Genomic DNA, 21,340 nt, shown 5'->3' on the forward strand with positions numbered 1-21,340 from the left:
TGGCCGCAGTCCTGGCCACCGCCGACGCGGATGACGACGTGGAGTGGACGGTCTCGCTGGACTCCACCATCTGCCGGGCCCATCAGCACGCGGCTGGGGCCGTGAAAAGGGGGCTGCGCGACGGTCGGAACCCGACGATCACGCACTCGGACGTTCTCGTGGCGGCCTGAGTACGAAGGTACATCTGGCCAGCGATAACCGGGCACGGCCGTTGGCCCTCTACGTCACCGCTGGTCAGGCGGGTGATGCTCCGGCATTCGAGGCCGTCATGGCGAGAATCCGCGTCCCGCGACACGGACTCGGCAGGCCCCGGACTCGACCGGAGACCGTCCTCGCGGACCGCGCCTATTCTTCCCGCGCGATCCGTAGCCATCTCCGACGGCGAGGCATCCGCGCCGTCATCCCGCAGCCTGCCGACCAGGTCGGACACCGCCTGCGGAGAGGGCGAGCCGGAGGCCGGCCACCAGGCTTCGACGCGGAGGCGTACAAGCAGCGCAACACCGTCGAACGGTGCATCAGCCGCTTGAAGCAGTGGCGTGGTCTGGCGATGCGCACGGACAAGCTTGCCCTGGCCTACGAGGCTGCTTTGCACTTGGCGGCCATCCTGATCTGGTCCCGCTCGACGCGGTGATCAGAGCAGCTCGTGCACGACCAGACGCGACTGCCTCCCTGAAAAGACGCTTCGCAGGGCTCGAGCTTCGCGGTTCCGGGCCGCGAAGACTCCTCGTTTGTCCACGTGCACGACCAGGACGTCATAGCTGTCGATGACCTCGGAGATGCCCCGCGTCTGGATGGTGTCCCGCCAGGCTTCCGTGTTCCGGCCAAACCACTCCGGCAGTCCGCAAGGCTCAGCCACGGCGTCCCAGAAGTCATCGAGCGTCTCGATCGACCTACCCCGCAGGTCAACCACCAGCTCCGACTCAATCCTCTTGGCCATCACGACAGAGTAATCGGCCCTCATCCAAGGCGTCAGACCTCCAAAGAGACAGGACCTAGGCGAGTGAGGGGTTCGGGGGCCAGTCGACTCCGGAGTCCCGGAGCACGCGACTGTATTTCGCGTACCGGCGTCGCGCGATGACGAGGCCCGTCAGCCACAGTGCGGCGAAGAGCAGCCAGACGGCGCCGCACACCAGCAGCGACTGGGCACTGAAGCCGGTCTGAGAGAGGGGGATGAGCATGGCCACGAGGAGGACAAGGAGAGCGGTCAGCCCTCGGCGCCGGTGGGTGCGGCTGTAATCGACCATGATGCGGGCGTGCAGGAGATCGACCTCTTGCTGTACCTCGGGCAGTGGCCGCAACCGGCTGCCTCCGGGGCGCATGCCGGGCAGCGGTCCGCCCTCCGGCGCGGCGGGGTGGTGCTGCGCGCTCCACGCCGCTCGCTCCGGTGCATCCGGCAGCCGGCGGAAAGCGAAGTAGGGGTTCGGGCTCCCTGCGGGGGAGAGTGGGGACAGCCCGTTGTACCGGTACCCGTACTGCTCGGCGACGTAGGCGAAGGCGGCGAATCTGCGCCACGAGCGTTGGAGGTTGCGGGCCTCGTGCTGCTGCCTGCTCTGCGCGCCGTCCCTCAGCAGAGCTGCGAGCTGTGCCCTCAGCACCGCGGCCCTCCCGGGCCAGGGCATCGCGTGGAGGCGCACGGCGACATGAGGGGACGTGTGCTCATCCCGCGTCCTCGGGCGGCTCGCCGAATGCGAGGGTGCGGCCTATGTGTGCCAGGCGTGCGCTGTAGGAGTCCAGCAGGAACACGGACGGCGTGGAGATGGTGACGTACACGCAGTAGCTGTGGGGTGCGGGGACGATCAGCTGCAGGGCCGCCATCGGAAGGGGCGGTACGGCGATCCCGGCCTCGATGGGGGGCAGCCGCAGCGTGCGCAGGGACGTCGACATCACCCCTGGCCCGCACGGAAGCTTCGTGGCGAGCACCATGTCCTGCGGACCCTGCAGGCCTTCGCCCGACGGGAGGCTGATCTCTTCCAGGCGCTCCTCGGCGACGTTGGAGAAGAACTTCTTGGCGGTCGCCTGGTAAATGCCCTCAGCGGTGAAGAGGCGCTGAACGGGGCTGTGCCCGCTCGGGCGGACGGTGACCGCGAGCAGGCCCATGGACAGGCGCTCACCGCCGTCCACCTCCTCGGTGCCGACGCACATGGCGGTGAGGAGCACGTTCTCCCTGGCGCTCAGCAGTGGCAGCTGGCGGCGAAGTCCCTCGCTGGCGGCGTCCTGTGCCTCCGTGTCCGCTCCTGGCAGCAGTTCCGCCATGGCCTCGCGCCAGCCGTCGGACTCCGTCGGCTCCGGAAGCCTGACGAACTCGTCGGGCACGTCGTGGTGGAAGGCGTAGTGAAAGGGAGCGGTTGTGCTGCGCTCGACGTCTTCGGTCGGGCCGTGGGAGACCGCGCTCATGCGGCCGTACCCATCTGCGAGGGGTCGAGGTGCTTGGTGAAGGTGCTGCCCGAGGAGCTGAGGGCGGTCTGCGTGTCGAAGGTGGGAGACGTCGGCCCGGGTGCCATGACCTCGCCCTCGTCGGTGGGCCCGAAGTAGTCCATGAACGGTCCGACGACCGGAATGTCACCGATCTTGAACTCGCCGTCCGTCCAACGTCCCTGGTCCCACGTGCCGTTGTGCATGTTGGAACCGATCGCCAGCGCGGCACCGGACCAGGTCGCCGCCTTGTCCACGGCAGTACCGGCGGCGACGAACGACCAGCCCTTGCCGGCCATGCCCAGCCCCCGTGCGGAGTTGGCGACGCCGCTGGGAAGTCCGCGCAGGCCGTTGAGGATGTTGCCGAACCGGACGTTGCCCAGAGCCTTCATGAAGCCGGAGGACAGCCGCAGCTCCCGGCCGGCGTTGACCAGGGCGCGGCCGGACTGGGCGAGCCGGGCTCCCGCCAGGCTGAGACCACCGGCGAACACACCGACGGCGTCCCAGGCGATGGTCTCCCAGGTCACGTCGGCCCCGCCGGCCTTGGCGGCGAGGTGAAAGGCGAGCGCGAGCCCCGCGATGATGAACGCGGCCACCCCGAGGCCGGAGAAGAAGATCGCCAGGACGCCGACGACCATGGCGATGTCCGCCAGGATGTCGCCGATCAGCTTCCAGAAGTTCGGGTCCGTGATGGTGTCCCAGGCGTCCGAGAGCAGGTCGCCCACCGCGTCCAGCGCCTCCTCGAACCAGCCCGGTTCGGGGGGCGCGTCGTCGGCGGCGCCCTTGACCCGGCGTGTGATGTCCGCCGCGGCCTGCCCGTGCTCGCTCTGGAGCGTGTGCGCCCGGCTGCGGATCGCGGACAGTTCGCCGGTGGCGGTCTCCAGGGACTTCTTCTTCGCCTTGGACTCCTTCTCGTGCTTCTTCTCGTCGTCGTCCGACAGCCCCGCGGTGGACGTAGGCAGCAGGTCCACCGCGTTCTGGGCGGAGTTGACCTTACGAGCCGCTTCCGCCGCCTCTTCCTCCAGCTTCCGTGCTCTGGACTGGAATCCGTCCAGCTGTGTTTCCCAGCTGCCGAGAGCCCGGTGAGCGGTGTCCAGTGATCCCAGGGCCTTCTTCAGATACGGGGGAACGGGGGAGTAGGTGTCCTGGAACGCAGTGGCGGCCTTGCCCGCCCATATGCCGTCCGCGGTTCCCATCTTGCTCAGCTCCGTCTGGGCCGTGTCACTGCCGCTGGTGACACGGCCCACCGCCTTCACCAGATCCCGGACAGCCTCAAGATCGCCGGGCGCTGGATCGAACCCCAGATTCGGGTATTTTTCGGAACTCATCGGACTTCTCCCCGTGCTTTTGTGCTGCCTGAGCCGGTAAGTTACCAGCGGCGTCCGTGTGTCACGATGGGGCCGCCCCCGTACGAGCCGAGGAGGAGGCGGTCATGGACGAACGGCATCTCCTGAACGAGCTGATGAAAGCTGTCACGGAGGAGGCGCGCGAGTTCACGGTAAGACCACATTTCCCCGGCCTGAAGAAGTTCGCGGCCTTCGCGTACGTCGCCGAGAGATTCGGGTATCGCTACGTCGGACACGCACCCGGAAACGCGGCCCTGAACAATCCGTTCTTTCTGTTCGTCCGCATGCCTGACGCTCGGGAACGGGCCGCCGCACTCCAGGCCGACCAGCAGCAGGCTTCGGGCAGGAGGCCGCTGCCAGGCATGCGGCCGGGGCTCGGTCTCACCCCGGTCCCGGAAGCACGGCCCCAGGTGGAACTGCTCTACTCGCAGATGGTGGTTGACGCGAGCGGCCGGTACAACCCGCGCGTGCTGAGCAACATCCTCATTCTTCCCGTCGTCATGGCGATCTTCCTCATCTTTCCCGGATACACGGTGAGGAACGTCCTCGTCGCGGTGGGTATCTGGCTCGCCTTCTTCGCGTTCTACCTCGTCGGTCTCGGCGTGACGCGGCGGCGGAGGCGTACGCATCTCAACCGGCTCGCCGCGGCAGGTGTGGAGTGGCCGCCGCGTATCGACGCGTGAGCGGTCACTTCTTGGCTTTTGCCGCTGACTTCTTCAGTTCGTCGTAGAGCGCCTGGTCCATCTTGAGGAACTCCTCGGACGCCTTGTTGGCGAACTTGGAGACACCCTTCGTCAGCTTGGACAACTGTCCGAAGCCGTAGTCCCAGGAGTCCGCGAAGACGTCGCAGGCCGACTGGAGTTCGGAGTGGCCGACCTGGCTTGAGTCGGCCCGCTTCATTTCCTGCGATGCCTCTTTCATGCGGCCCCCGCTGTTCTCGAGGGTCTTCGCCATCTCCTTGACATCGTCGGAGAAAAACTTCAGGAAGGACATGTGCACCTGCTCCGTGTTGTGTTCAGCGGTTGATCGACTGGATTTCCTGCACCGTGACCGCCTGGGCGTTCTCGAAGGTGCCGTCGGGCAGGTCGCCGCCCGTTCCTCCGGTGCCGGTCCAGGCGATGTCCCAGGTGATGGTGGCCTGGAGGTCGAAGGTGCCGTCTCCGGAGGAGCGGAGGTACCTGATGCCGCAGGGCGGCGTCTGGTCGGCCTTGCCCTTGGCGTAGGGCTCGCCGATGGAGCCGTCGTCGTCGAACGTGCACTCGCCGGAGGCCGGGTAGGTCTCGGCGTCCGGGGTGCCCGGCTCCAGCTTCAAGGACTTCGGCGTGGCGGTGGTCGTCGCCGCGATGTGCAGGCCACCTACATTCAGCTCGGCGGTGACGGAGACTTCCTTGAACGTCGTCCGGTCGAGCCAGGCCCAGGTCGGAAGATTGACCTTGGTGGCCGCAGGAGGCGCGAGGGTCACTTCGGTCGTCGGCAAGCTGACCCGGTTGTACGCGAGTTCGGCGAGGATCTGGGGAGTCACGGCGTTCTCGACGTCCGGGGCGTCGCCGTTCTCGACCCAGAAGGGCTCCTTGTCGCAGAGTTGCGCCTCAGGCTCCATCCAGCGGTCCTCGTCCCGGACCGCGACCCACCAGTTACCCTTGTCCGCCTCGTCGAGGTTGTAGTTCTCGTACTCGCCGTCCTTGTACTTGTCCCGGAACTTGCCGACGGAAGTCTTGGCGTAGCTGTGCTGGCCCGGTGTGTTGACCGTCTCGTCGTAGGTGTTCTCCACGTACTTCGAGAACTCCTGGGCGGAGCGGGGCTCGTACCAGCAGGCAGGCGGGGCCCAGTCACCGACCGGCTGCACCTTGCCGGTGCCGCCCCCGTCACCGCTCCCCCCGACGGCACCCCGGAATGTCACGCGGGACGTGAGACTGCCGCCGCGGCCATCACCACCGGTTTCGGTCTTCTGACCGTTCGACTCGCCGGGTGTGCCCCAGGCGAGTGCTGTACTCGGTGTCAGCGCGATGATTCCGGCAGCCGCACCAGTGGCAAGCAATCGACGGCGCGTCTTCACTGAACGCACTTCTTGTTCCCCCGCTCCGATTCAAGCTTCGTCGTCTGCCAGACGCCCTTGGAGTTCTTCTCCAGGCGGGTGCTGTACAAGACGTAGGACTGGTCGGTGGCGGGAACCTTGTCGACCTTCTGCGTCTTCCTGTTCTTGTTGTAGGCCTTGCTCTCGTCGGCGCAGTACGAGACGCCGGCCGTCTTCTTGTCGAACACGCTGATGTCCGGGGCGTAATAGCGCACAGCTCCCGAGTACGTGAGTCCCGCGTCGACGATGCCCTTCACCCAGTCCTGGCTGCCGGCGAGTGCCGTACCTGTCTGGTAAAAGCTCAACGGTGCTGATTCCGGGTCGCCCTGGGTGATCGCGTACGTGACCGCGGTCTGTGCGTGCCCTGCGTCGGCCAGGACGGCATCCTCCGTGTCGTCTCCGGTCTTCCAGCCCTCGAACGTTTCGGTGACGTCGTCCGGAAGCTTCATCGTTGGCCGTTCGGCGGTGTCGTCCGAAGCGTCGGGGGAGTCCGACGACGCCGGTGCGGACACATCGGCCCCCGCGATCTTGTCGTTGTCGCTGGACTTGTCGTCCCCGCCCCCGCAGGCCGTCAGCAGCAGAGCTGCTGAGGCGGCGAGCGCGGCAGCAACGGGCAAAGAGCGGCGCTTCACAGTGGACTCCCCGTGAGACAGATGAGCGGTCGAGGCTACTGACGGTATCTGCGCGCTTCCCGGTTTCGCCAGAGTGAACTGCTTCGGGTGCCGCTACGGTGCTCTGGACACCCGAGGGGCTAGTGAGGGGCGAGGAAACACGTGGCGGATGTCATATCCCGGAGCAGGGCGGCCCGTTCCGACATGGTGCGGTGGCTGGCGTTCAGCCTGGTGTGCGCCGGTGGTTCGCTGGGGCTGTCCTGGCTGGGCCCCGTCGTTCCGCTTCCGTCCGCGGTGCGTGGGGTGGGGGGACTGTTCGCCGTTTTCCTCCTTCCCCTGGCGTCGCTCCTCGTCCCGGTGCTCCTGCTGCGCCGCGTGCCGCGCAAGCAGCGGAAGGTGGCCTGGCAGCTGATCGTGCCGCCGATCGCCGGGGTGGCCCTGGGATTTCTCGGCACGGTCGCCGGGGAAGCGGCGGCCCTCGCGGACCGGGGTGTGTCGGCCGACGCGGTGGTCGTGAGCGCGGACCACAGCAGTACCAACCACTGCGAACTGCGCACCGTCGACGGACAGGACATTTCGCCCTCGCTCTCGGAAAGCGACGGCTGCCGGGACGCGACGGCCAAGGGCGACGAGGTGCGCGTGCGGTACGACCCGGAAGGCATCGCGAGCCCCGACGACGGGCGTACCAGCTCCTACGGAGTGCTCCTGGCGACGCTCTTCGGGGCGGCCGTCGTGATGGGCACGTGGGGTGGCGTGCGCCAGAGCAGGTGGGATCGGGCGTACGGCGATGCCTGAGCGGCCGACGGCCGGGGCGTCGGAGGGCAACGCTCGGTTCCGGGTGCGGGACGGCGTCGGATTCATGCTGTTCGTCGTGGTGGGAGCGGCGGTGCTCGTCGGCCTGTTCGGAGGGTCGCGGTGGGCCGCACGCGAGAGTGCACCCGTGCTGTACGAGCTGCCCGGAGGGTCCTGGGGCGTAGGGGGCGCTCTGGGGCTGGTCACGCTCCTCGGGTGGGGTGGTGCCGTGTCGGGGAGGCTCGGGAGCCCTGCCGCGAACGGCGCCGGGAAGGCGTCCGGCGCCATCCCGTGCCGAGTTGCCCGCGGGGCGTGCTGCGCGGCTGCCCTCGCGCCGGTCTTCTTCCTGCTCAGCGGACTGCGGGGCAGGAACTGCCGGTCGTACGAGGAGGGTTGTGCGTACGTCCCCGGCACCGGCCCCGCGCTCCTCGTGTACGTCGGTTGCGTGGCCGTCGTGGGATGGCTCACCTACCGCCGTCGCCGCGCCGTGCTCGAGGAGCGCCGCGTGCGGGAGCGTGCACGCCTGCGGAAGCTGCGCAGGAGAGGCAAGGGGAAGAGCCGCGCCGCCCGACAGCGGTAGGCGGCAGCACGCCTCGCCCGGCCCTCACGTGAACGCCCCCTTCGGCACCTCCACCACGCGGAAAGTCACCCACCGCCCCAGCCACTCCCACCGTGCCGCGCACACGAACAGCAGGTACGGCGCCGGTACCCCGACCACCACGACCGCCCACATCGGCAGCGCCCAGCCCAGCTGGGACACGCACAGGCAGCAGGCGAGGAGGGCCGCTCCCGTACGGGCGAAGGCGAGCGCCGGTTCCGTCGTCGTACGGCGTGGGGCGGGCGACGACGGCTGCAAGCGGCCCGCGGCGAGACAGCCCAGGGCCGCACCCGCGTGCATTCCCCACAGGATGCCGCCCGGCAGGACGAGGGCGGGGGCGCCCGCGGCCGGGAAGCGGAAGCCGAGTCCGCAGGCCAGGCCCACCACAGCACCGGTCATAACGCCCGTGAGGACGGCGACGCCCGCCACATGGCTCCGCACCTGCTCGCTCAGGGTCTCTCCGGGACGCACCGTACGGAAGACGGCCCCCGAGACGACCGCGTACACCGGCGTACCGATCACCAGCCCGACCGCCGCACCGAAGACGCCGCCGCTCTTGCCGGGACCGTCGGTGGGAGGGAACAGCCCCTCCGCCTGCCAGGCCACCGGAGCAAGGAGCAGGACGAGGAGCCAGTAGCCGGCGATCAGGGCCCAGCCCGCGCCGATCCGCGCCCCGCGCCTGCGCGCCACCGGTGTCTGCAGGAGTCCGGCCAGGGGCAGCGCGATCAGGGCCCAGACGAAGATGAACGCCTCGTCGGTCCGGCCCCGGTCCTCGGCCTTCGCCCGGGCCCACTCCAACAGTTCCGGCCGGGACACCGCCAACAGCACGGTCAGGGTGAGAGAGATCAGGCCCGCGACGACGCCTGTCACGGCGCGCAACCGGAGGTTCTTCACGGCATCAACCCAGCTTCGCGTTCTGCGCCTTCACCACCGTGGGTGACAGCCTCGCGTCGCTCGGCCTGCCGTTGGCGATGGCCATGCCGTCGGCCGAGAAGTAGACGGCGAGGACGTCGCCGCTGCGGACCACCTCGCCGTGCAGGACGTGCTGGACGCCGCGGAACGTCATCGTGGACGTGTAGCCGAGCGACTCGTCGCCGGCCGGGGTGACCTTCTCCGCCGTGACGGAGTCGTACGGGCTCTCGTTGCCGTTCGCCTTGGCCGTGAAGCCGTCGCCGCACGCGTCCACCGCCTTCCGTACGTCGGCGAAGGCGGACTGCGCCTTCCCCGGGGCGTAGGACGCCAGGGTGACGTACGTGTAGGTGATGCCCCTGGTCAGCTGCGTCGGCGCGTCCGTCGGTCCCGAGGCCACCCGGGTCAGGTCGGCCTCGGGGGTGCCGAGCGGCAGTTGGTTCATGGCGTGGGCGAGGGGTGCGCAGGCGGGCTTGTCGACCGTCACCTCGTCGGCGGACTTGGCGAACACGAACTCGTCGGCCGGCTCGTCCACCTGGAAGCCGTCGGTGTCGGTCTTCGTGACGATCGTCGCGGCCAGGTGCTCCGCGGGGGAGGGGGCCTTGGCCGCGGTCGCGGATGCGCTTGTCCTCGACTTGTCGGTCGCGGGGTCCGGCTCCGAGTCGCCGCCGCACGCGGTGAGTGCGGTGAGGGACAGCAGGGACAGGGCGGCGAGGGCTGCCGATGAGGGGCGGTTCACGCGGTTCGCGCGGTTCACGGGTGCTCCGTTGCTTCGTGGGTGGGGGAGGAGTGGGGTCAGTGGTGGTCGTCGAGCAGCGCGCGCAACTGCGGGGAGAGTTCCGGTACGCGTGCGCCCGCTGCCTGCGCCGCCTCCAGCGCTGTGACGTACTTCAGGGCCTCCTCGCGCAACTCCTCCTTCTCACGGCCCTGGCGACGGCCCGCCAGCCAGATCCAGACAGCCACGGGAACGAGGAGGAGGGCCGCGTACCCGACCGCGGTGCCCACGGTGACGGCCCAGGTCACGCCACCCGCGCCGGCGAGGAACAGGAGGCAGCCCGTTTCGTCGTGCCAGCCGCCCGCGTCCGCCATGTGCTCGTAGTGCGAGACGGCCGAGGGCTTCGGCGGTACGGATACGGATACGGAAGCGGGCGCCGGGGTTGATGGTGCCGGTGCCGGTGCCGAGTCCGGTGGCGCGTCCGAGGGGGCTTGCGGTGCCGGCTCCACCGGCGGGTACGTCGGGATCGGGGCCGCGCCCTTCCCGCCTCCGCCCGTCGTCCGGCCCTCCAGCCACGGCGGTATGTGTGCCAGCGGGATGCCGTGGGCGCGGGCGATGCCGAGGACCTCGCGGTAGCCGGCCAAGGGGCCGTTGCGCAGTGCCTGCTTCCATTGGGCTCGCGCGTGTACGAGCAGGGCCGCGCCGACGACCGTCAGGGCGCCCGCGGCTCCCAGTACGGCGAACAGGTGGGCGTCCAGCGCCGGGGACAGCGGGATCCCGAACGGCAGGAACATGCCCGCCATCAGCGTCAGCAGCCCCAGATAGGCCGCCGGCCGGCGTTGTTCCGTCTCCAGGGACTTGCGGCGTTCGGCCAGCAGCGCCGTCACGGCCGCGTCGTCGGTGTAGTCGACGCCGTACCGGGCGCCGATGTCCCGCGCGGCCTCCCGTACCCGGGTGTCCGACCTCAACGCCGCCCCGCTCACCGGAAGTAGACCCATCCGTGCCCCCCGACCCCGTTCCCTCTGCGTACTCGCCCCGTCACTGACCCGTCACCGATCCGAGCGAAGATCATGGCACGGGCCGTCGGATCCCTCGTGAGTGAATCGTGCAGGGGTCATGGGTGCACCGTGACGAACCGCACGTGCGGGGCGGCCGGCCCTGGTCCTCATCGGTTCGCGCGAGCACAGTGGGAGGGGTGCTCGGCGGGGCCGTGCTCAAGGGGGTTCCGCGGGCGTGAAGTTGCAGATGAATAACGGTGGGCGGGGTGTCTGGGCAGGGGGTGGGCGTGCCTTGAGGGGCTTATGTGCGGCTGATACGGTGCGATGGCTTGACACTCGCCTTACTGCTGGTTAATCGCCCAGGTCGGGCGGGTGCGTCAGGGGATGCCCCGGGACGTCACCGGTCGGGCGGGCGCGGGCGAAGTGTCCGAAATTGCAGATGATTCTGCCCACTTGGTCGATCGGCGCCCAAGTGGGTGCGTGGCAGACGATTTCTTTCTTGGTTGTACGGGGAGCGGTTGCGTGAAGATCCAGGAGCGTACGGGGGCGGGCGCGGGACGTTCCGCGGCTCCGGCTCAGCCGTCGGTCGGTGACCGGCTTCCCAGCCCTCCTCGCGAGCGCAAGCCGGCGCTGGCCGCGCTGGCGGTGCTGCTGATCCTGCTGGGCGCGCTGGGCGCGACGATGCTCGTGCTGCAGGTCGGTGACCGGGTCGAGGTCGTCAAGGTGACGGCCGACATCCAGGCGGGCGAGTCCGTCGGTGACAACGTCACGTCCGTGATGGTGGCCGCCGACGACAGCATCAAGTACGTGGAGTGGACGAAGGTCAAGGCCCTCAAGAAGCTGAAGGCCAAGTCCCCGATCTACGCGGGCACGGTCGTGGTGGGGCAGATGTTCGGGGCCAAGGAGCAAGTCCCCGCCGGCAAGGCGTCCGTCGGTCTGGCGCTCAAGGAGGGCCAGTACTACGCCGACATCAAGGGCGGTGACACGGTCGCCGCGTACCGCGTCGGTACCAGTGGCTCCAGCAGCTCGGACTCGTCCGACAAGGACTCCTCGTCGTCGTCCGGCAACGGTCTCATCGCGACCGCCTCCGTGGAGAGGGTCAAGGGCGAGAGCGACGCCACCGTGAGCACCGGCAGCAAGTCCATCACCCTCCTGGTCGACGAAGGTGAGGCGGCCGCGCTCGCGTCGGCCTCGTCCGCCGGCGAGGTCGCCCTCGTGCGCGTTCCCGCCAAGTAGAAGGCGACCGAAGAAGCCATGGCTCTCATCGCCCTCGCCGCTGACAAGGGTTCGCCCGGCGTCACCACCGCTGCCGTCGCCCTCGCGGCGGTCTGGCCGCGCCGTGTCCTGCTCGCCGAGGCCGATCCGGCGGGCGGCGACCTGGTGTACCGGTCCGCCGCCGCGCACGGCGGACCGCTGAACCCGAACACCGGCATGCTGTCGATCGCCGCGACCGCCCGCCGCGGCCTCGTGCCCGACCAGCTCTGGGACCACGTACAGCCGCTCAGCGGCGGCCTCGAGGTCCTCGTCGGACTCGGCATCTCCGAGCAGGCCGCCGGGCTCGCGGGCCTGTGGCCCACCCTCGGCCGGGCCTTCGCCTCCCTCGCCGACTCCCCGAACGCCCCCGCCGACGTCCTCGCCGACTGCGGCCGGATCAGCGGGGACTCCCCGGCGACCGAGCTGTTCCCGCACGCCTCGCTCGTCCTGCTCCTCTCCCGTACCGAGCCGGAGGCCATCGCCCGGGTCCGGGACCGTGCCGCCGCGCTGTCCAACAAGCTGCACGGCGGATCGCGCGGGGCCTCGAGCCTCGGTCTGCCGCTGATCGGTGTCGTGCTCGTCGCCGACACCAACAACGCCGCCAAGCTCTCCGGCCAGGTCAACGACATGCTGGTGCACGCCCAGACCGGCGCCCGCGTGGTCGGCACCATCGCCGACGACCCGGCCGGCGCCGACCAGTTGGCCGGGCGCAGGCGCGGGCGGCTGGAGAAGTCGCTGCTCATCCGCTCGGCCCGCAAGGTCACCTCGGACCTGTACCAGCAGTTCGGCGCCGCCTGGTCCGTGCCCGGCGGACCCACGGGCGCGACCGGCCCCGTCGGTCCGGCCGGCATGTCCGGCCACGCGGGGGCCGGGCGATGACCGCTGTCGACCACTCGTTGGTCAAGCGGTTCCGGCAGGACGCCGGTGACCGCATCGCCGAGCAGCGCCGCCAGGACCAGGCCGGCGGCGTCACCCCGATGTCCACCGAGGACGAACGGCACTACGCCCGCGCCGTCATCGCGCAGATACTCGAGGAGTACGCCCGCGCCGAGATCAACGCCGGGCGTACGCCGCTGGACGCGGAGACCGAGGAGGCGTACGCGGCCGCCGTGCACGCCGCGCTGTTCGGCGTGGGGCGGCTCCAGCCGCTCCTCGACGATCCCGAGGTCGAGAACATCGACATCAACGGCTGCGACCACGTCTTCGTCGGTTACGCCGACGGGCGCGAGGTACGCGGCGAGCCGGTCGCCGAGACCGACGAGGAACTCATCGAGCTGATCCAGATCCTCGGCGCCTACTCGGGCCTCTCCTCCCGCCCCTTCGACTCCGCCAACCCGCAGCTGGACCTGAGGCTGCCGGACGGTTCGCGTCTGTCGGCGGTCATGGACGTCGCCAGGCGCCCCGCGCTCTCCATCCGCCGCGCGCGTCTGGGCAAGGTCTTCATCTCCGACCTGGTCGGCAACGGCACCCTCACCCCCGAGCTGGGCCACTTCCTGGCCTGCGCGGTCCGGGCCCGCAAGAACATCATGATCGCCGGCGCCACCAACGCCGGCAAGACGACGCTGCTGCGCGCCCTCGCCAACGAGATCCCGCCGCATGAGCGGTTGATCACCGTCGAACGGGCACTGGAACTCGGCCTCGACACCTTCCCCGAACTCCACCCCAACGTCGTGGCGTTCGAGGAGCGGCTGCCCAACTCCGAGGGCCAGGGCACCATCAGCATGGCGGAACTGGTCCGCCGTTCGCTGCGCATGAACCCCTCCCGCGTCATCGTCGGCGAGGTGCTCGGCGACGAGATCGTCACCATGCTGAACGCGATGTCGCAGGGCAACGACGGCTCGCTCTCCACGATCCACGCCAACAGCTCGCACGAGGTCTTCAACCGCATCTCCACGTACGCCCTCCAAGCGACGGAGCGGCTGCCGATCGAGGCCAGCCAGATGCTGGTGGCCGGCGCCGTCAACTTCGTCGTCTTCGTCCAGCGGCGCAACGACTTCCAGAGCGGCGGCCGCCTCCAGCGCATGGTCACCTCGGTCCGCGAGGTCAACGGCGTCGACGGCCGTGTGCTGTCCAGCGAGGTGTTCGCCGAGGCGGCCGACGGCCAGGTCGTACCGCACGCCCCCATCGCCTGCCTGGAGGAACTCATCGCCTACGGCTACCGGCCCAACGGAACGTGGGGGTGAGACGGACATGAGCCACACGCACCACATGACGCACGACACGACCGCACTCGCGGCACTGGACTCGCTCGGCTCCATGGGCGGACTGTTCTCCACCACGGTCATGTACGCGCTCGGCTGCGGCGTCGCCGTCGGCGGCGGCCTCGCCCTGTTCCTGGTCGCCGTACGCGGACTGCCCGCCAAGCCCGAACACGAGAAGCGGCAGGCCAGCGAGCGGGTCAACGAGCTGGTCCGCTGGGCCGGACGGCGCGGTTCGGCCGCGGCCCTCGTCGGTCTCGTCGTCCTGCTCCTGACCCGCTGGGCGGTGCTCGGCATCGCGGCCGGTGTCCTCGTCTTCTTCTGGGACCGCCTCTTCGGCGGCGCCGCCGAGGAACGCGCCGCCATGAAGCGGGTCGAGGCACTCGCCTCCTGGACGGAGTCGCTGCGCGACACGATCGCGGGCGCGGTCGGCCTGGAGCAGGCCATCCCCGCCTCGGCCCGCGCCGCCGCCCCGGTCCTGCGCCCCCACCTGGACGCCCTCGTCGACCGGCTGCGCTCGCGCACCCCGCTGCCCGACGCGCTCCAGCACCTCGCCGACGAGATCGACGACGCGTCCGCCGACATCATCGTCGCCGCCCTCATCCTCAACGCGCGGCTGCGCGGCCCCGGTCTGCGCCAGGTCCTCGGCGCGCTCGCCAAGTCGGCGCGCGAGGAGGTCGACATGCGCCAGCGCGTGATGGCCCAGCGCGCCTCGACCCGCCGCTCCGTGCAGATCGTGGTCGCGGTGTCGGTGCTCTTCGTCCTCGGCCTGTCCATCTTCAACCGGGACTTCGTCGAGCCGTACAGCTCGCCCGTCGGCCAGCTCGTCCTGGCCTGCGTGTGCGGTCTGTTCGCGCTGGGCTTCTGGTGGATGCGCAAGCTGTCGACCATCGAGACGCCGGAGCGCTTCCTGGTCCGGGACGGCTCCGACGTCCAGTTCGTGCGCCCGCGCACGCCGGGCCGGCCCGGCGCCTCCGGCCAGCCGGGACAGCCCGTACAGCGACTGCCGCAACCGTCACAGCCGTCGCCCGCGTCTGGGGACGAGGGGGTACGACGATGAACCTGACCATGCCGGTCCTGGTCGGCGCCGTTATCGGCCTGGGCATCTACGTCCTGGTCCGCGCCCTGATGCCGAGCAGACGCAGCCCGGTCCAGCAGGTCGCCCGGATCGACGCGATGCGGGCGCGCGGGGCGGCGTACGAGTCGTCGTCGCGCACGGCGCAGGACACCGGCCGTCTCGGCTCGCTGCGGGCACGGATCGGCGCCCGCGTCGCCGAGTTGTACCTCCAGCAGGGCTGGCAGCAGCGCTCGCTGCGCGCGGACCTGGCGGTGCTCGACCGCAGCTGGGAGAAGTTCCTGGCGACGAAGGTGCTGCTGGCCGTGGGCGGTCTGTTCTTCGGCCCGCTGCTGTTCGCGATCGTCTGGCAGCTGGGTTTCGGCGACAGCCCGATCATCCCGGTCTGGCTGGCCCTGCTCTGTGCGGCGCTCTTCTTCTTCCTCCCCGACCTGGAGGTACGCCGGGACGCCGCCGACAAGCGCCGTGACCTGCGGCGCGTGATCGGTGCCTATCTGGACCTGGTCTCCATGAGCCTGGCCGGCGGCCGGGGTCTGCCGGAGGCCCTGATGGCGGCGGCGGAGGTGTCGGACGGCTGGGCGACCCACCGCATCCGCAACGCCCTGTCCGACGCCCGCATCACGGGCATCAGCCAGTGGCAGGCGCTGGGCCAGCTCGGCGAGGACCTGGGCGTCGAGGAACTCAAGGACCTCTCCGCCTCGCTCGCCCTGGTGGCGGACGACGGCGCCAAGGTCCGCGAGTCCCTGTCCTCCCGCGCCGAGACCATGCGCCACCGCGAACTCGCCGAGATCGAGGGCAGCGCGGGTGAGAAGTCCCAGTCGATGCTCGTGGCCCAGCTCCTGCTGTGCGCCGGGTTCCTGGTGTTCCTGATCTACCCGGCGGCGATGCGGGTGTTTCAGGTGTGACTCAGCTCCTCCAGCTCCGAGCCGCTTCCAGAATCTGATTCGAGAGGACACATCACCATGAACGGACGGAACTTCCGCACCGGTATCCCGGCCGTGGACTTCCTGGTCACCTTCCTTCAGGGCCGCGTCGAGCGCGCCCGCTCCGGCGAACTCGACCGCGGCGCGTCCGCCGTCGAGTGGGTCATCATCTCGGCGGTCGTCGTCGCGATCGTCGGCGTGGTGGCCGCCATCATCAGCCAGGCGCTGGACAAGGGCGCCACCAAGGTCGGCGAGTGCATCGAGGGCGCCGACGCGAGTGGCACCTGCTGAGGCCGGACGGACGTACGGGGTACACGGGGATGCCGGCAAGCGTGCTCGGACGGGTACGCCGCAGGGTGGAGACGGCGCGTGAAGCGGCGGCCACCCGCGGCGATTCCGGCATGACCGCGATCGAGTTCGTGTTCCTCACGCCGGTCCTGTTCTTCATGATCTTCGCGACGGTGCAGTTCGGTCTGTACTTCTTCGCCGACCACGTGGCACAGGCGGCGGCCCAGGCGGGCGCCCGCAAGGCCCGCGCGACGGCGCACGACCAGCCCGGCGGCTGGCGGGGCGAGGCGCGGGACGTGGTCGACAGCTACATCCGCCAGCTGGGCCCCCAGCTGGTCCTGGGGCCGGACGTGAAGATGCTCCAGCCCGAACAGGACACGGTCGGCGTGGAGATCACGGCCCGGGTCCCGACGGTCTTCCCGGGCCTGGACCTGACGGTGCACGCGCAGTCGACGGGACCGGTGGAACGGTTCGTACAGGAGGGGGAGAACTAGTGGTCGCCCACTCCCACTCCCGCACCGGCGCGCGCACGGCCGGGGCCGGCGGCGTCGGGACGGACGACCGGGGCCTGTCCACCATCGAGGTGGTGATCCTCGCCCCGGTGATGATCCTCTTCATCCTCGTCCTGGTGGGCTTCGGCCAGCTCGTCGAAGGCCGCGGCGCCCTGGACGGCGCGGCCCGGGACGCGGCACGCGCGGGCTCGATCCAGAAGGACCACGGCACGGCGATGGCCGAGGCGAGGAAGGCGGCCCAGGCCGACCTGGAGGACGTCTGCTCCGGCCCCGTGTCCGTCGTCCAGAAGAGCGCCGGCTTCGAACCGGACACGCTCTTCACGGTCGAGGTCAGCTGCGAGGTGCGCGGCCTGTCGATGATCGGCCTCGACATCCCCACCACCCTCTCGGCGAGCTTCAGCTCCCCGCTGGACCCGTACCGGAGGGCCGCGTGAGACACCTCGTACCCGACTGGCTGGTGGAGCGCGGCGCCCGCCTGGACGACCGCGGCTCCGGTGCCGGCGCGGTCATCATCTTCGCCCTGGTCTTCCTCGCCCTCTCGGCCTTCGTCATCGACGGCGGCATGTCCATCTCCAAGCGCGAACGCGCCGCGGACATCGCCGAACAGGCCGCCCGCTACGCCGCCCAGGACATAGACCGCGAGGCCGTCTACGAGAACGAGGGCGGCCCCGCCCCCATCAACTACGAGAACTGCGACGCCCGGGTCAAGGCATTCGCCGCCGAGATGAACATGACCGGCGGCGACATCGCCGCGACGCACTGCGTGACGGCCGACGCCGGACGGGTGCAGGTCGAGGTCCAGCTCACGTACTCCCCGGTGTTCACGGGGGCGTTCTACGGCGGCGACGTGGTGGTCCACGGTCGGGCGGTGGCGGAGAACGAGGTGGGCTGACCGATGCCGCCCCGCCCGCAGACGCCATCCATCCTTCCTTCCCCCACTGACGGAGGTACGACTCCCATGCGCACACGTACGACGACCGCGACCGCTGCCGCCGCCCTGACCACGGCGGTGGCCCTGCTGCTGACCGCCTGCGGCGGCGGCTCGGACTCCGACGACTCGGGGAAGGACGAGATCGCGGGCGCGGACACGGGGGCTTCGGCGTCCGCGTCGGCGTCGCCTTCGCCGTCCGCGAGCGGGGACGGGGTGGACCGGCCGGAGATCAAGCTGCCCGCCGACGTGAAGAACGTGTTCGAGGGCACCAAGACCGGGGATCCCGTCAAGGACGCGGTGCTCGCGGACAACGAACGGATGATCAACTCGATCGACGAGGCGATCACTGTCGACGCCGAGGAACACCCGGCCCTGAAGTTCTACAGCAAGGACAACGCCCTGGTCGCGGCCGCGACCTACGTCCAGTCCTTCTACGAGGGCGGCACCACCTGGACCGGGTCCACGCGCTACTACGACCGCGAGGTCACCCTCAGCGGTGACAACGCCGCCACGGTGACGTACTGCGGTGACGAAACGGAGTCGTACAGCAAGGACCGGAAGACCAAGAAGGTCAAGAAGACGCCCGGCGACGCGGACGACTACGTCTCCTACAACGCGCGCATGGAGAAGAACGCCGACGGCGTGTGGCAGACCGTGAACGTGGTGTCGGAGCGAGGATCGGAGAAGTGCCAGCCGTGAGCCGTACACGTCGACAGGGTTTCGTAGTCGCCGTACTCGTTCTCCCGATGGCCCTGGCCCCGACGGCCGCACAGGCCGGAGGGAAGACGGGGGACGGCAGCAGCCTGGGCGATGCCAAGGGCGGCGTCCAGGGCAAGAACCTCACGGTGCAGACCAGGGTCCGCACGACGGTCAACGGCACCACCGGTTCGGGCAGGACCGGCAACCTCTCGTCCACCGACAGCAACTGGACGCCGCCGGCGTGCTGGTACGAGCCCGCCTTCTCGCCCAAGCAGATCGAGGCCACCGTCAAGGCCATGCGGGGCATCAGCGAGCTGCCGTTCATCGGGGACATCGGCGAGTTCGTCGGCGACACGCTGGACCAGCGGTACAAGGAGGGCAAGCCGTACAAGGACTACAACCTCGACAAGCAGGGCGAGGGCATGTTCTGGGCGGCCGCGGTCAACCCCAATCGCAAGGACGACCCCGAGGCCAGCGCCTGCGACAAGCCGCCGTTCTGGGTGGACAACGGCACCACCCCCGACGAGCCCCTCGCCGTGTCGCCGAAGATCCTCGCCGAGTACGCCTACGACGAACTCCCGGTCCCCGGCACGAGGATCGAGATGCGGCCGGCCGAGACGACGAAGGTGAACCTCCCCACCTGGGTCTGGCTGGACAGGACGAGGTTCAAGAAGATCTCGGTCACCGCGAGCCTCCCCGGCACCGGCCTCTCCGCCACCACCACCGCCGAACCCGTCTCCCTGCACATCGACCCCGGCACGCCTGACGCGCGCACCTACCCGGCGTCCGGCGACTGCGAGCTGAACGCCGACGGCAGCATCGGGGCGCCGTACGAACAGGGCAAGGCGGACGACACCCCGCCCTGCGGCGTCACGTACCTGCGCTCCTCCGGCTCCGACGGTTCGTACCCCCTGCGGGCCACCGTCACCTGGAAGATCTCGTGGACCAGCACCACGGGCGAGGGCGGCAACCTCCCCGAAGGCACGTTCGGTGCGACGGAGGACGTGAAGGTACAGGAGATCCAGTCGGTGAACCGCTAGGACCCGGCCACGGCCAAGGTCACTCGGGCTTCCACTGGGTGGCCGTGAAGACGTACGTACGCAGGTGGTCGTTCTCGGGCCCCTCGTCGTTGGCCCTGGTGACCCACAGCTGGGTCACCGCGCCCTGGCCGGACTCGATGCACAGCGCGGTGCCCACCTTGAGCAGCGAGTCGTCCCTGATCCTGCTGAGCGGGATCGGGTTCGGCAGCGTCGCCGCGCGGGCGGCTTCGCGGCACTCGGTAGGTGTGGGGCGTCGCTCGGCCAGGATGCCGAACGTTCCGCCGCCGTCGGCGAGGCGGATGCCGTTCACCTTGATCGGGTCGGGGCAGTCCGTGTACGTCAGCCACTGCCCGGAGGTCGGGACGTAGGACCCGTTGGTCTTCAGGTCGAGGTCGTTGACGTCGAGCGTGGTGACGTCGGCGGGGTTGCACAACGTGCCCGAGCCGACGTCCTGGGCGTTCGGGTAGTACTTGGGCGCCCGCAGGACGAGGTTCTTGTCCCGCACGCTGACCTGCCATCCGGCCTCGGTCTTCGGCCCGTCGCCGGCCGAGGGCACACCGGCCCCGGGGGCCTGTTCCGCCGAGCCGGTACCAGCGGCGCCGGCGTCGGTGTCGGCGCCGGTGTCGGAGGAGGCCGGGTCCGTGGCACCGCCGGACGCCGCCCGGTCGTTGCCGCGGGAATCGTCGTCCGCCGTCATCCGGTAGGCGAGGACCGAGCCCCCGCCGACGGCGAGAACACCGACGACGGCGAGAGCGGCGACCAGCGGCCCGCGTCGGCGCCCGGACGGTGTCCCCGGGCCCTGGTGGGCCGGGCCGCCAACCGGCTGCGGCGGCTGGGCCGGAGCGGTGGGCGCCGCCGCGGCGAACGCGGCCTGCGGCGACAGGCCGGGCTGGGTGGGCACGGGAGGGGCGGCCGGCATGGGAACCACCGGGTGCGCGGGCTGCGCGGGCTGCGCGGGCGGCGGGACGGCGTCGACCGGACCGGGCGCGGGCGCCGAGTACAGGCGCAGCGTCTGCTCCTGTTGCGCGATCTGCTGGGAAACGGCCGTCGGCAGCCACCACCCCTCCTGGCGGGCCAGCCCGGACGTCCCGGCCAGCGTGTGACACGCCTCGACGATGTGCGCGGGAGTCGGTCGCGCGGCCGACTCCTTGGCAAGACAGGCACCGACCAGACCGCGCAACTCCTCGGGACAGGCGGTCAGATCGGGCTCGTTGGACACGATCCGGTACAGCAGCGCGTGGGAGGACCCCTCGCCGAAGGGATGCCGCCCGGTGGCCGCGAAGCAGGCGACGAGTCCGAGCGCGAAGACGTCCAGGGCGGGGGTGACGTCACCGCCCACGGCCTGCTCGGGCGCCATGTACGCGGGCGTACCCAGCCGCACGTCCGTCCCGGTCAGCGCGGTGGTGTCGGCGGCGCGGGCGATCCCGAAGTCGATGACGCGGGGTCCGTCCGAGGCGAGGAGCACGTTGGACGGCTTCAGGTCACGGTGGACGACACCGGCGGCGTGGATGCTCTGCAGGGCCTCGGCGATGCCGGCGACCAGTTGCAGCACCGTGGGCAGCGGCAACGGGCCGTGCTGGTACACGGCGGAGGCGAGGGAGGGGCCGGGCACGTACCCGGTGGCGAGCCAGGGCTCGGACCCGTCGGTGAGACTGTCGAGCACGGGTGCGGTGTACGGCCCCTGTACGCGCCGGGCCGCCGCCACCTCGTGGGTGAAACGCCTGCGGAACTCCGCGTCCTGGGCGTAGTCACGCCGTACGACCTTCAGCGCGACCGGCTGCCCGCCGCGCGTGTGCGACAGATAGACGACTCCCATGCCGCCCTCACCCAGCCGCGCACGCAACCGGTAACCGGCTATCTCCCGGACGTCGTCGGCTGACAGGGCTTCCATCGGGGGAGTCCTTCCGCGGGTGGGCTGAGTGAGTCATGGTACGGAAGTGGTCCCACGGCACGGCACGGCACCGC

The 21,340-nt window shown here is 70.2% G+C and carries 25 protein-coding genes and 1 pseudogene; 15 read left to right on the forward strand and 11 right to left on the reverse strand.

Going from position 1 to position 21,340, the window contains the following annotated elements:
- Positions 1-631 (forward strand): annotated as a pseudogene (locus Sco07f_RS14735) (IS5 family transposase); the annotation flags it as partial.
- Here the strand turns inward: Sco07f_RS14735 and Sco07f_RS14740 are convergent.
- The 4 genes from Sco07f_RS14740 to Sco07f_RS14755 all read right to left on the reverse strand — a co-directional run bounded on the left by Sco07f_RS14740 (position 632) and on the right by Sco07f_RS14755 (position 3,740).
- Positions 632-937, reverse strand: a complete 306-nt coding sequence (locus Sco07f_RS14740; RefSeq protein ID WP_108987816.1) for a barstar family protein — start codon at positions 935-937, stop codon at positions 632-634. It lies immediately after the preceding pseudogene.
- Between the two features lie 55 nt (positions 938-992).
- The gene (locus tag Sco07f_RS14745; protein WP_108988341.1) at positions 993-1,595 is read right to left on the reverse strand and encodes a hypothetical protein; all 603 of its coding nucleotides are present in this window, start codon (positions 1,593-1,595) and stop codon (positions 993-995) included.
- Between the two features lie 61 nt (positions 1,596-1,656).
- Complete coding sequence (locus Sco07f_RS14750) at positions 1,657-2,394, reverse strand: hypothetical protein (protein WP_108988119.1); 738 nt, start codon at positions 2,392-2,394, stop codon at positions 1,657-1,659.
- A complete protein-coding gene (locus tag Sco07f_RS14755; RefSeq protein WP_007443847.1) occupies positions 2,391-3,740 on the reverse strand; it encodes a putative T7SS-secreted protein in 1,350 nt (449 codons plus the stop codon). Before Sco07f_RS14755 ends, Sco07f_RS14750 begins: the two co-directional genes overlap by 4 nt.
- A 104-nt stretch (positions 3,741-3,844) precedes the next feature.
- Here Sco07f_RS14755 and Sco07f_RS14760 point away from each other — a divergent pair, with 104 nt between their 5' ends.
- Positions 3,845-4,441, forward strand: coding sequence for a hypothetical protein (locus Sco07f_RS14760; protein WP_108988120.1), 597 nt, complete (start codon positions 3,845-3,847; stop codon positions 4,439-4,441).
- A 4-nt stretch (positions 4,442-4,445) separates the two neighbouring features.
- Here the strand turns inward: Sco07f_RS14760 and Sco07f_RS14765 are convergent, their stop codons facing one another.
- The 3 genes from Sco07f_RS14765 to Sco07f_RS14775 form a co-directional block, all read right to left on the reverse strand.
- A complete protein-coding gene (locus tag Sco07f_RS14765) occupies positions 4,446-4,751 on the reverse strand; it encodes a DUF6317 family protein (RefSeq protein WP_108988121.1) in 306 nt (101 codons plus the stop codon).
- Between the two features lie 22 nt (positions 4,752-4,773).
- Positions 4,774-5,658 carry a hypothetical protein gene (locus Sco07f_RS14770; RefSeq protein ID WP_108988122.1) on the reverse strand — a complete coding sequence of 295 codons (885 nt, stop codon included), beginning with the start codon at positions 5,656-5,658 and terminating at the stop codon, positions 4,774-4,776.
- 152 nt (positions 5,659-5,810) lie between these two features.
- Positions 5,811-6,464 carry a hypothetical protein gene (locus Sco07f_RS14775; protein WP_007443850.1) on the reverse strand — a complete coding sequence of 218 codons (654 nt, stop codon included), beginning with the start codon at positions 6,462-6,464 and terminating at the stop codon, positions 5,811-5,813.
- A 141-nt stretch (positions 6,465-6,605) separates the two neighbouring features.
- Between Sco07f_RS14775 and Sco07f_RS14780 the strand changes: the two genes are divergently transcribed.
- Together Sco07f_RS14780 and Sco07f_RS14785 are read left to right on the forward strand one after the other, a co-directional pair.
- Positions 6,606-7,238 (forward strand): hypothetical protein, encoded by a 633-nt coding sequence (locus Sco07f_RS14780; protein ID WP_007443859.1) that lies wholly within the window; start codon positions 6,606-6,608, stop codon positions 7,236-7,238.
- Positions 7,231-7,815 carry a hypothetical protein gene (locus tag Sco07f_RS14785; RefSeq protein ID WP_108988123.1) on the forward strand — a complete coding sequence of 195 codons (585 nt, stop codon included), beginning with the start codon at positions 7,231-7,233 and terminating at the stop codon, positions 7,813-7,815. The genes Sco07f_RS14780 and Sco07f_RS14785 overlap by 8 nt, the downstream gene beginning before the upstream one ends.
- A 24-nt stretch (positions 7,816-7,839) precedes the next feature.
- Here the strand turns inward: Sco07f_RS14785 and Sco07f_RS14790 are convergent, their stop codons facing one another.
- Genes Sco07f_RS14790 through Sco07f_RS14800 form a run of 3 tightly spaced genes read right to left on the reverse strand, consistent with a single transcriptional unit; the run spans position 7,840 to position 10,455 of the window.
- Positions 7,840-8,712, reverse strand: coding sequence for a hypothetical protein (locus Sco07f_RS14790; protein ID WP_159106949.1), 873 nt, complete (start codon positions 8,710-8,712; stop codon positions 7,840-7,842).
- A gap of 19 nt (positions 8,713-8,731) precedes the next feature.
- The gene (locus Sco07f_RS14795) at positions 8,732-9,499 is read right to left on the reverse strand and encodes a hypothetical protein (RefSeq protein ID WP_108988125.1); all 768 of its coding nucleotides are present in this window, start codon (positions 9,497-9,499) and stop codon (positions 8,732-8,734) included.
- A gap of 38 nt (positions 9,500-9,537) precedes the next feature.
- Positions 9,538-10,455 carry a hypothetical protein gene (locus Sco07f_RS14800; RefSeq protein ID WP_108988126.1) on the reverse strand — a complete coding sequence of 306 codons (918 nt, stop codon included), beginning with the start codon at positions 10,453-10,455 and terminating at the stop codon, positions 9,538-9,540.
- A 522-nt stretch (positions 10,456-10,977) separates the two neighbouring features.
- On the opposite strand from Sco07f_RS14800, the gene Sco07f_RS14805 reads away from it, so the two are divergent.
- The 11 genes from Sco07f_RS14805 (at position 10,978) to Sco07f_RS14855 (ending at position 19,375) form a co-directional block, all read left to right on the forward strand.
- Complete coding sequence (locus tag Sco07f_RS14805) at positions 10,978-11,691, forward strand: hypothetical protein (protein ID WP_108988127.1); 714 nt, start codon at positions 10,978-10,980, stop codon at positions 11,689-11,691.
- 18 nt (positions 11,692-11,709) lie between these two features.
- On the forward strand, positions 11,710-12,588 hold the full coding sequence (locus Sco07f_RS14810) for a hypothetical protein (protein WP_007443862.1): 879 nt from the start codon (positions 11,710-11,712) through the stop codon (positions 12,586-12,588).
- Positions 12,585-13,892 (forward strand): TadA family conjugal transfer-associated ATPase, encoded by a 1,308-nt coding sequence (locus Sco07f_RS14815; protein ID WP_007443863.1) that lies wholly within the window; start codon positions 12,585-12,587, stop codon positions 13,890-13,892. Before Sco07f_RS14810 ends, Sco07f_RS14815 begins: the two co-directional genes overlap by 4 nt.
- Positions 13,893-13,965: 73 nt before the next feature.
- Positions 13,966-14,967: a type II secretion system F family protein gene (locus Sco07f_RS14820; RefSeq protein WP_042824897.1), complete on the forward strand. Its 1,002-nt coding sequence runs from the start codon at positions 13,966-13,968 to the stop codon at positions 14,965-14,967.
- On the forward strand, positions 14,964-15,887 hold the full coding sequence (locus Sco07f_RS14825) for a type II secretion system F family protein (protein ID WP_042824882.1): 924 nt from the start codon (positions 14,964-14,966) through the stop codon (positions 15,885-15,887). The genes Sco07f_RS14820 and Sco07f_RS14825 overlap by 4 nt, the downstream gene beginning before the upstream one ends.
- A 57-nt stretch (positions 15,888-15,944) precedes the next feature.
- Complete coding sequence (locus Sco07f_RS14830) at positions 15,945-16,196, forward strand: hypothetical protein (protein ID WP_007443864.1); 252 nt, start codon at positions 15,945-15,947, stop codon at positions 16,194-16,196.
- Between the two features lie 29 nt (positions 16,197-16,225).
- The gene (locus Sco07f_RS14835) at positions 16,226-16,687 is read left to right on the forward strand and encodes a TadE family protein (protein WP_007443865.1); all 462 of its coding nucleotides are present in this window, start codon (positions 16,226-16,228) and stop codon (positions 16,685-16,687) included.
- Positions 16,688-16,761: 74 nt separating this feature from the next.
- The gene (locus tag Sco07f_RS14840) at positions 16,762-17,139 is read left to right on the forward strand and encodes a TadE/TadG family type IV pilus assembly protein (RefSeq protein WP_051005830.1); all 378 of its coding nucleotides are present in this window, start codon (positions 16,762-16,764) and stop codon (positions 17,137-17,139) included.
- The gene (locus Sco07f_RS14845; protein WP_007443867.1) at positions 17,136-17,597 is read left to right on the forward strand and encodes a TadE/TadG family type IV pilus assembly protein; all 462 of its coding nucleotides are present in this window, start codon (positions 17,136-17,138) and stop codon (positions 17,595-17,597) included. Before Sco07f_RS14840 ends, Sco07f_RS14845 begins: the two co-directional genes overlap by 4 nt.
- Positions 17,598-17,663: 66 nt before the next feature.
- Positions 17,664-18,335: a hypothetical protein gene (locus Sco07f_RS14850; protein ID WP_108988128.1), complete on the forward strand. Its 672-nt coding sequence runs from the start codon at positions 17,664-17,666 to the stop codon at positions 18,333-18,335.
- Entirely contained in the window at positions 18,323-19,375 is a 1,053-nt protein-coding gene (locus Sco07f_RS14855; protein ID WP_420918820.1) for a hypothetical protein, read from the forward strand. The genes Sco07f_RS14850 and Sco07f_RS14855 overlap by 13 nt, the downstream gene beginning before the upstream one ends.
- A gap of 19 nt (positions 19,376-19,394) precedes the next feature.
- On the opposite strand, the gene Sco07f_RS14860 is transcribed toward Sco07f_RS14855, so the two are convergent.
- Complete coding sequence (locus tag Sco07f_RS14860) at positions 19,395-21,266, reverse strand: serine/threonine-protein kinase (RefSeq protein WP_108988129.1); 1,872 nt, start codon at positions 21,264-21,266, stop codon at positions 19,395-19,397.
- Between the last annotated feature and the right edge of the window lie 74 nt (positions 21,267-21,340).

Source organism: Streptomyces coelicoflavus, from assembly GCF_003112555.1.
GTDB classification, from domain to species: domain Bacteria; phylum Actinomycetota; class Actinomycetes; order Streptomycetales; family Streptomycetaceae; genus Streptomyces; species Streptomyces coelicoflavus.